Consider the following 7,311-nt stretch of genomic DNA (forward strand, 5'->3'; position numbering starts at 1 on the left):
ATTTTCTTCACAATAATCTTTTACAGTTAAATTTTCATCACTAGCATAATAACGATTTATATATTCTCTCCATTCATCATTACTTAATTTTTTATACATACCTAACCTCCTGATAAAATATCATTTTCTTAATTTTATCAATTGGAGATTTTAGTATCTAGGTACTTAATTTTTGACGCTTACATTTGAAGTAACACCTCGTGTAACAATTTGTTCAATATCACAATCACCCATATTTAATATTCTAGTGTTCTTAAACCATTGAACTACATCCTTTACATATGGAATCTTTGCATTACCACAAATTGAAAGAAATAATGTATTCTCTTCTATTATATTTGCCAAGTTTTTGGCATTCTCTATTTTAGAATCACACTCTATAATTTGACCTTCTCTTTCAAATAAAGGCTTATATTTAGGTTTATTCTTACTTCTGAAATCTCTTCTATATAACCATTCTTCTATTACTTTCTTATCGTCTAACCTGAATCCATATTGATATTCATTACCATTATATTTAATAAATACTTCAAATTCAGATGGTGATTCTTTTGATTTCTTATCAAAAGCAAATCTTTTTAATGGAATTTTTTTATTACTATGGGAAGAGTACTCAGCAAACAGGAAGGTTAGTTCTACCTACTAACTGGCTAAGGCTACTTGGAATTAGTGAAAGTTTTAAGAAAGTAGAAGTAACCTATGAAGATGGTTCTATTACTATAAAAAAAGGCTACGAGCTACCATATTTACTAGCAAACCAAGGTCATGTAATAGCAGCTACTATAACCAATAATGCTAAAATTCATATAGATACCCATGGATTCTTTGGTATTAATCTACGTACCTTTGTTAAAAATGAACTAGACAAATTAATAGAAAATAATGAAACTATAGATATTACTGATAGGGATTACAATGAAATTTATAATATTGTTATAAAGGATCTTAAAGGAAACTTCATTGTAAAAGAAAATAACAGGCATTTTCAGCCTGTTAATGGTAAGGTTTATTGTATGCAATGTGAATTTATATTACTAAAAAATAGAGTTCCATAAAAGACTCTACTCTTCTAGTTCTATATTTTTTATCTCTTCAATAGTCAATCCTGTTCCTTTTGAAATAGTTTCTATATCTATTCCTAACTTTAAGAAATTTTTAGCATTATTTATTTTTTCTTGCTTTGCACCTTCCTTAATACCCTTTTCAATTCCTTTCTTAATACCTTTTTTCTCAGCTTCATCTAATTCACTGATTTTATCTCTTAAGGCATTAGCTCTCATGTCATAAATTATTCTTTGCTCATCATTATTACTCATTCTTATTAACTCATCTTTAGCTTTTCTTATTTCTTCTACTTCTAATTCTAGACCTCTAACTTTTTCACTCTCTGGATCTTTTAAAAATTCAGTCCACGCTACTAACATATCTTTTTCATCACTACCACTTTTAAGCTTAGGTATCTCTACAAAGTGAAGTTCGATAACATCTGTTAATTCCTCATTAGTAGTAATTTCTTTTAATCTATATCCAGTATGAAAATTACTAGTTCTTAAGTATTTAAAATTTAATATATTGATACATATTGTTCTTGATATTTTAGAGTAATTTTCTCCCTCACTAAGCTGTTCTTCATACATTTTACTTAAATAATATATACTCCTCTTAATCATATTATTTTCATTTTTTAATTGTATTTCTATATTAATTATTTCATCATTGCTAGTTGTTGCTTTTACATCTAACCTCGAATATTTATCTTCAATAAACTGTTTATCTAAATCATTTTTATTTATCTTAACAGACACTATTTTCTTTACTGGTTTCAATATAGCATTTAGAAAAGATATTAATATCTCTGGATGCTTTTCCGAACCAAATATATTCTTAAAAACAAAATCCACTTTAGGATCTAATAAACCTTTTATAACAATACACCTCCCTATAAAACAACTACTATTACTGTAATTATACATTATTGAGTTTTATTCTTAAAGAAAATTATTATTCTACACTTCCTTTATCAAGAAATGATTGAACAATCGGTATTGCTCCATATTTTCCTTTAAAATAATCTTTATCAAAAGTAGCATCTTGCTTAACTCCTAAATCTACTATTCCTATTTTTATAATTTTCTTTTTCAATAACAATATCTTTTATTCCTACATCAATTTTTCTAACATATTCAGCAACCTTTTTTCTAAGAGCTTCATCTAACTCCTTATGAACATTAGTAATTGCAGGATTACTTTTTATAGTAAATTCTAAAATAGGTAAATAACTTATATTCAAACTAGCCTATATAACTTATAAAAAATCCCCCACACACGTGAGAGATCTCTTTTACCCAATCAATTCCTTAACTTGCTTTCTAGTAGTACTACTTGAACTTCCCATTGTCAGCTCATCAATAGCATCAGAAATAATATCCATATCCTCAGCACTAGTCTCTTCTTTTAAGTTAGTTATAGTTATATCATAGTTATTCTCTTTGTCATAACCTGTATCCAAACTCTTACTTATAATACATGCTGTACTTATTGTTTTTTCACTTAACGCCACTATAATTTCTCCCTTCTAAAAAAGGATGATAGAAACTCTACCATCCTTAATACTTAATAAATTGGAAACTTCTTTTTGTTCGTAGTAACTATCTTAGCTCCTTTAATCCTTTCTATCTGTCCACCCTTAAAAGTATGTATTTTCTCATCTTGCATTATTTTCATAAACTCTTTTACTTCATTAGCTGTTACATCTTCTTTAGGATTATCAATAGCTAATACATTTTCTACTCCAGTTTCTGTTACTACAACTATTTTTAGTTTGCTACTCATACTTTAAATTATGCTTCTTGTGATAATATATTAGTGTCAGATACAGCTACTTGTGATCTAGTTCCTTCCTTTATAGATTCAAGACTAGTAATAACTGCATCAATATCATCAGCTGCACAGTCAACTTTTAGAGTTGGAGTCTTAACTTTATCAGTAACAGTCTTTCCGTTTTCTTCTCTAATAAAAGAAGCTGTACAATTTCTTTCATTTTTCTTTAATACTGCTGTCATAACCTAATTCCTCCTTATATTATGATAAATCTAATTGATATGTACTGGTTTCAACAATCTTAGCACCATCGATGGCTATTATATCTCCACCTTTTGTTTCAACAATGTTTTTGTCTTTAACTAAATTCATAAAGTTCTTAACTTCTTCTTCAGTTATAGTATCCTTTGGATTAGCCACATTCATAGATACCTTTGATCCAGCTGCTGTAATAAATGACATTTGTAATGTTTTAGCCATAACTTATTCCTCCCTAAACTTTTTACCTTAAAACATAATCCTCATATCCGATTAAGATTTGTTTTTGAACTCCACCTTGAATCTTCTTCAAAGCATCCATCTCTCTTTTAATACTCTCTAGCGATGCATCTGCCTTCAAGTTCGGTAAACCTTGGGTCCTTGTGACTATGTTTCCATTCTCATTTAGTTCATACTTTACCGATAAAGTTCTGCCTACTTCAAGAAACTTTCCCATAGCACTCACCTCCCAGCCTGTTTACATTAATTCTATATGCACTACACAAAAAATGTATCATCATATAGGTTCACCTTCAATAGTTGTAATATCTATTCGTCTAAAACCTTCAACAATATCTTCACTTAAATCTCCAATAGCTTTTAATACATCTAACATATCATCATTGGAAGTACCTTCCTTCATGTTAACAACATTCATAGGCACATCCTCATATTTACCGTTATCATCATTATACCTAATCAAATTAACTTTCCCTTTAAGCCCCTTAAACTTTTCTTTAACTGTCAAATCTACATCCCCCTTTCTTAAAATAAACTATTAGTTATAGTCTCAATAAATTCCGCACCATTAAGAGCTACTATTCTTTTCTTAAATACATTAGAACTCTCATCCTTAATAATCTCCATAGCAGCTCTAATCTCATCTTCACTAAGATTCATCTTTGGATCCGTTATTGTAATATTAAACTTGCTTCCATCTTCTACAATAAAACTAAGTACAAGAACATTATTCAAAGTACCCTACCCCCTCAAACTAATATAAAAAACTATTCTTAACACGATTAACCTCCACTGCCTCACCTGTCTGCAACATAGAAATAGCATCAACAGTTTTCTTAATACTACTAATATCAGCATTTTCACCAAGCCCTGATAAAGTCATAGATTTTACTTTTGTTGCTCCCTCCTTTTCTATTGCATATTTAAGGTTAATGGTGCTGTTTAAAACTATAGCTGTGGCCATGGTATCACCTCCTAGTTTTCTATATGCAAAAAAGCTAACTATTTTGTTAAGCATAATATGATTACAAAAGCTGAAGCTGAGTTAATCATTAAGTTCTATAAAATCAAAACTAGTGAAATTTGCCATAGCACAGGGCTTATAATACTGTGTTATAATTAAAATAAAAACATAAAGGGGATAGAAATGAAACGTGAAATTGTATATCATGGCAGTTATATGGAAATAGAATTTCCTGAAATTCGAAAACATAGATTTACTAAAGATTTTTCTTGGGGATTCTATTGCACTAAAATACAAGAGCAAGCTGAAAAGTGGGCTACAAAATTTAACACTCCAATAGTAAATATTTATGAGGTTAAAAATATAGAATCTCTAAACATAAAAGAGTTTAAAGATTACTCAGATGAATGGCTTGAATTTGTAGTAAATTGTCGCAGTGGCAACACTCATAATTATGATATAGTAATCGGTCCAATGGCTGATGATACTATATATGACTATATAGAGGCTTACACTCACGGACAAATGAATAAGCAGAAATTCTTTGAATTAATGAAGTTTAAATACCCAACTCATCAAATAAGTTTTCATACTATAAAAGCTCTGGATTGTATAAATTATATTCAAAGTTATCAAGTTTAATTAGAATCTAGCAAAATGCTGGGTTCTCTTTTTACATAAAATTATTTATTTCTTAACCTATTATTTGCAAGATTAAGTTATTATATGTTTCATTTTAATAATAAATTGATTTAGAAAAATATAAATTATTGGTACCTAAATTGACATCTAGAAATATAAAAATATATTGAAAAATACCCTTAATTATTTCGCAAAACTAATATTTTGCGAAATAATTTTACATATATTTACTATTTATAATCATTTTTTTAGATCCTTATCATTAATTACAACTATTTTATACTTTCTCGATTTTTCAAGTACTTTTTATCAAGTAAGTATATTTTTGTAACACTATACAAAATCACAGCTTTCTAATACATCCTTTTGGTAGCTCATTTTACCAATAAAAAAATCCATACGCCTGATATAATCCTTCTATCATATCAATAGTGGCCCTAGCTGGTAATTTTCTTTTTATAACTAAATACTTATAAAAAGGTATTCTTTTTAAATCTTTTTTCTTCTCCATTTGTTTATTTCTGCTCCTTTAAAATCAACTATTTCCCCCTATTTATATTCTTCCCAATGTACATATTTTTAAACATATTTTAAGCAAAAAATTAAGCTAAGCCCTTATTTATTAAGGCATAGCTCAATTAACTTATATTCAAAACTACGTAAATTTTTTATCTTTTTTAATTCCTTCAATACTTCCTTATTATTCTTAAGCTTTTCTATATACAATATAATAGCCATAGTCTTATAATTAACATCTTCTCTATATTGTAAAAATTCCTCCTGTGCCTTATTTATTTTAATGTCTTCTATAGGCAAACACATAATTATACTCCTCCTTATATCCTGTTAACTTAATTACGAAATTAAATAACTTATTAAAGGTAGCGTAATATAATACCTCTCTATCCTTATTAGCTTTATCTACTAATGCTTTAACCTTTTTGAAATCTCCAAGTATATCAAAGACAATATTATTAACTTGATCTTGAAGTTCTATTATCTCTTCCTTACTAAAATCATTTCTTTCACTTCTCCAATGCCATGAGTTAGCTAAACACCCGTCATAGAAATCAAATTTCATAATACCTATCATATCTTTAGTATCATAATTAAATATTTTTTCTCTCTTTAGCATTTTTATTTCTCCTAACTACCTTCATCATGTATTCTCTTATTGCTGCACTAACTGTTTTTCCTTCATCATTTACTATTGCCTCAAAGTTTTTGTATAACTCTAAATTAGTTATAAAATGTACATGCTTTTCTTCGCCTTTATTAAGCCTTCCCATAGACTTAAACCTCCCTTTCTAGTAATTCGTATGGTAACACCTTTTCAAGGCACCAAATCTCTGCATCAATATCACTTATAGGTCTTATTCTAGAACTACCAACAGTAACTATATTCCCTAACTTTTCAGCAAATCTTGTTTTTGGTCCGCCACCTTCGTATATATAATATGCACCAGTAGCATTTTTATATAAAATTTCAAATTCATAATTAGCACTAAGGCTACCATTCTTCCATGTTTCATATATTAACTTATCTTTTTCTGTATCAAATACTTGTCCTTTAATTTCTCTTCTCATATAATTCTCTCCCCTTATTACTTAATAGTGAGGGACAAGCCCCCTATAACTTTTAAAATGGAATCTCATCATCATCTATTTCTTCTATAAAATCATCATTTTCATAATCTTTTTCTTTGTTCAAATCACCACATAGCTCTATGTTCATTTCCAAAGCTCTTAACTCGCTTTCAAGTTTTAATAACTTTTTTCTATTCATAGTAAAACCTCCTAATTAAACATTTCATCTGGAAGAAAAACTAAAGTTCTTTTTCTATCCCATTCACTGACAACCCAGAAGACAGTAATAATGCTTCTATAAACTCCAATAATATTGCAACCAATATTTTTTAATACGTTCCTTTTTTGTACTTGCTTATCAATATTACTAATAGCTCCAAACTCACATTTTCTATGTCTCTCTAACCCTTCTTTTATATCAATCTCTCTTATATCCCCCATATTAATTAAAGTCTTAATCTTATCACTAATTACAATTTCCCCATGCTGTAACTCCAAGTTTTTCACTCCTTTTTTATCTTGTTTTTATCTATCTATAATTCTTGCCACATATACATTTTTTAAACATAAACTTGATAAAAATATTGAACATTTTTTTCTACACCATACGATAAAGACAAGCCCCCAAGAAACCTGATATTCTCTAAGCTTCCTGGAGGCAAATTAAATAATAAAGCAATGTTATAAATGTCAACTTAATAATGTAACTTTTTGATCATTTAAGAATGTAGTTTTTTAGTTATCTTCTTGTCTTAAATGATCTTTTAATCTATATGAGTTTCCACTTATAGAAACTACAT

At 28.4% G+C, this 7,311-nt stretch carries 20 protein-coding genes; 2 read left to right on the forward strand and 18 right to left on the reverse strand.

Features of this window, described 5'->3' with window-relative positions; genetic code table 11:
* Positions 1–165: 165 nt before the first annotated feature.
* On the reverse strand, positions 166–345 hold the full coding sequence (locus KQI30_RS16020; RefSeq protein WP_216464352.1) for a hypothetical protein: 180 nt from the start codon (positions 343–345) through the stop codon (positions 166–168).
* A gap of 206 nt (positions 346–551) precedes the next feature.
* Here KQI30_RS16020 and KQI30_RS16025 point away from each other — a divergent pair, with 206 nt between their 5' ends.
* The gene (locus KQI30_RS16025; protein ID WP_216464353.1) at positions 552–1,055 is read left to right on the forward strand and encodes a hypothetical protein; all 504 of its coding nucleotides are present in this window, start codon (positions 552–554) and stop codon (positions 1,053–1,055) included.
* Between the two features lie 6 nt (positions 1,056–1,061).
* Here KQI30_RS16025 and KQI30_RS16030 read toward each other — a convergent pair whose 3' ends face one another.
* From KQI30_RS16030 to KQI30_RS16075, 10 genes are all read right to left on the reverse strand, one after another.
* Positions 1,062–1,931 (reverse strand): Rpn family recombination-promoting nuclease/putative transposase, encoded by an 870-nt coding sequence (locus KQI30_RS16030; RefSeq protein ID WP_367397873.1) that lies wholly within the window; start codon positions 1,929–1,931, stop codon positions 1,062–1,064.
* A gap of 70 nt (positions 1,932–2,001) precedes the next feature.
* Entirely contained in the window at positions 2,002–2,142 is a 141-nt protein-coding gene (locus tag KQI30_RS16035; protein ID WP_216464355.1) for a hypothetical protein, read from the reverse strand.
* Positions 2,143–2,341: 199 nt separating this feature from the next.
* Positions 2,342–2,560 carry a hypothetical protein gene (locus tag KQI30_RS16040; protein ID WP_216464356.1) on the reverse strand — a complete coding sequence of 73 codons (219 nt, stop codon included), beginning with the start codon at positions 2,558–2,560 and terminating at the stop codon, positions 2,342–2,344.
* A 53-nt stretch (positions 2,561–2,613) separates the two neighbouring features.
* The gene (locus KQI30_RS16045) at positions 2,614–2,832 is read right to left on the reverse strand and encodes a DUF2922 domain-containing protein (RefSeq protein ID WP_216464357.1); all 219 of its coding nucleotides are present in this window, start codon (positions 2,830–2,832) and stop codon (positions 2,614–2,616) included.
* An 8-nt stretch (positions 2,833–2,840) separates the two neighbouring features.
* Positions 2,841–3,062 carry a hypothetical protein gene (locus KQI30_RS16050; RefSeq protein WP_216464358.1) on the reverse strand — a complete coding sequence of 74 codons (222 nt, stop codon included), beginning with the start codon at positions 3,060–3,062 and terminating at the stop codon, positions 2,841–2,843.
* Positions 3,063–3,081: 19 nt separating this feature from the next.
* Positions 3,082–3,300, reverse strand: coding sequence for a DUF2922 domain-containing protein (locus KQI30_RS16055; protein ID WP_216464359.1), 219 nt, complete (start codon positions 3,298–3,300; stop codon positions 3,082–3,084).
* Positions 3,301–3,322: 22 nt separating this feature from the next.
* Positions 3,323–3,535 carry a DUF1659 domain-containing protein gene (locus KQI30_RS16060; protein WP_216464360.1) on the reverse strand — a complete coding sequence of 71 codons (213 nt, stop codon included), beginning with the start codon at positions 3,533–3,535 and terminating at the stop codon, positions 3,323–3,325.
* Between the two features lie 60 nt (positions 3,536–3,595).
* Positions 3,596–3,826, reverse strand: a complete 231-nt coding sequence (locus KQI30_RS16065) for a hypothetical protein (protein ID WP_216464361.1) — start codon at positions 3,824–3,826, stop codon at positions 3,596–3,598.
* Positions 3,827–3,843: 17 nt separating this feature from the next.
* Positions 3,844–4,053: a DUF2922 domain-containing protein gene (locus KQI30_RS16070; RefSeq protein ID WP_216464362.1), complete on the reverse strand. Its 210-nt coding sequence runs from the start codon at positions 4,051–4,053 to the stop codon at positions 3,844–3,846.
* A gap of 19 nt (positions 4,054–4,072) precedes the next feature.
* Entirely contained in the window at positions 4,073–4,282 is a 210-nt protein-coding gene (locus KQI30_RS16075) for a hypothetical protein (RefSeq protein WP_216464363.1), read from the reverse strand.
* Positions 4,283–4,465: 183 nt separating this feature from the next.
* On the opposite strand from KQI30_RS16075, the gene KQI30_RS16080 reads away from it, so the two are divergent.
* Complete coding sequence (locus KQI30_RS16080; protein ID WP_216464364.1) at positions 4,466–4,924, forward strand: DUF3990 domain-containing protein; 459 nt, start codon at positions 4,466–4,468, stop codon at positions 4,922–4,924.
* A gap of 379 nt (positions 4,925–5,303) precedes the next feature.
* Here the strand turns inward: KQI30_RS16080 and KQI30_RS17430 are convergent, their stop codons facing one another.
* The 7 genes from KQI30_RS17430 to KQI30_RS16110 form a co-directional block, all read right to left on the reverse strand.
* Positions 5,304–5,435, reverse strand: a complete 132-nt coding sequence (locus KQI30_RS17430; protein ID WP_301281839.1) for a hypothetical protein — start codon at positions 5,433–5,435, stop codon at positions 5,304–5,306.
* Between the two features lie 104 nt (positions 5,436–5,539).
* Entirely contained in the window at positions 5,540–5,746 is a 207-nt protein-coding gene (locus tag KQI30_RS16085; protein WP_216464365.1) for a hypothetical protein, read from the reverse strand.
* On the reverse strand, positions 5,721–6,059 hold the full coding sequence (locus tag KQI30_RS16090) for a hypothetical protein (RefSeq protein ID WP_216464366.1): 339 nt from the start codon (positions 6,057–6,059) through the stop codon (positions 5,721–5,723). Before KQI30_RS16090 ends, KQI30_RS16085 begins: the two co-directional genes overlap by 26 nt.
* Positions 6,034–6,213 carry a hypothetical protein gene (locus KQI30_RS16095; protein ID WP_216464367.1) on the reverse strand — a complete coding sequence of 60 codons (180 nt, stop codon included), beginning with the start codon at positions 6,211–6,213 and terminating at the stop codon, positions 6,034–6,036. The genes KQI30_RS16090 and KQI30_RS16095 overlap by 26 nt, the downstream gene beginning before the upstream one ends.
* Before the next feature lie 4 nt (positions 6,214–6,217).
* Positions 6,218–6,511, reverse strand: coding sequence for a hypothetical protein (locus KQI30_RS16100; protein WP_216464368.1), 294 nt, complete (start codon positions 6,509–6,511; stop codon positions 6,218–6,220).
* 52 nt (positions 6,512–6,563) lie between these two features.
* Entirely contained in the window at positions 6,564–6,710 is a 147-nt protein-coding gene (locus KQI30_RS16105; RefSeq protein ID WP_216464369.1) for a hypothetical protein, read from the reverse strand.
* An 11-nt stretch (positions 6,711–6,721) separates the two neighbouring features.
* Entirely contained in the window at positions 6,722–7,009 is a 288-nt protein-coding gene (locus KQI30_RS16110; protein WP_216464370.1) for a hypothetical protein, read from the reverse strand.
* Positions 7,010–7,311 lie beyond the last annotated feature (302 nt).

The sequence above is a fragment of the Clostridium bornimense genome, from assembly GCF_018917145.1.
Lineage (GTDB): Bacteria > Bacillota > Clostridia > Clostridiales > Clostridiaceae > Clostridium_AN > Clostridium_AN bornimense_A.

Excerpts from the sequence above, each read along its gene's own strand:
- KQI30_RS16045 (WP_216464357.1), bottom strand. The coding sequence starts at position 2,832 with ATGAGTAGCAAACTAAAAATAGTTGTAGTAACAGAAACTGGAGTAGAA.
- KQI30_RS16050 (WP_216464358.1), bottom strand. The coding sequence starts at position 3,062 with ATGACAGCAGTATTAAAGAAAAATGAAAGAAATTGTACAGCTTCTTTT.
- KQI30_RS16055 (WP_216464359.1), bottom strand. The coding sequence starts at position 3,300 with ATGGCTAAAACATTACAAATGTCATTTATTACAGCAGCTGGATCAAAG.
- KQI30_RS16060 (WP_216464360.1), bottom strand. The coding sequence starts at position 3,535 with ATGGGAAAGTTTCTTGAAGTAGGCAGAACTTTATCGGTAAAGTATGAA.
- KQI30_RS16075 (WP_216464363.1), bottom strand. The coding sequence starts at position 4,282 with ATGGCCACAGCTATAGTTTTAAACAGCACCATTAACCTTAAATATGCA.
- KQI30_RS16080 (WP_216464364.1), top strand. The coding sequence starts at position 4,466 with ATGAAACGTGAAATTGTATATCATGGCAGTTATATGGAAATAGAATTT.
- KQI30_RS17430 (WP_301281839.1), bottom strand. The coding sequence starts at position 5,435 with ATGGAGAAGAAAAAAGATTTAAAAAGAATACCTTTTTATAAGTATTTA.
- KQI30_RS16085 (WP_216464365.1), bottom strand. The coding sequence starts at position 5,746 with ATGTGTTTGCCTATAGAAGACATTAAAATAAATAAGGCACAGGAGGAA.
- KQI30_RS16090 (WP_216464366.1), bottom strand. The coding sequence starts at position 6,059 with ATGCTAAAGAGAGAAAAAATATTTAATTATGATACTAAAGATATGATA.
- KQI30_RS16095 (WP_216464367.1), bottom strand. The coding sequence starts at position 6,213 with ATGGGAAGGCTTAATAAAGGCGAAGAAAAGCATGTACATTTTATAACT.
- KQI30_RS16100 (WP_216464368.1), bottom strand. The coding sequence starts at position 6,511 with ATGAGAAGAGAAATTAAAGGACAAGTATTTGATACAGAAAAAGATAAG.
- KQI30_RS16105 (WP_216464369.1), bottom strand. The coding sequence starts at position 6,710 with ATGAATAGAAAAAAGTTATTAAAACTTGAAAGCGAGTTAAGAGCTTTG.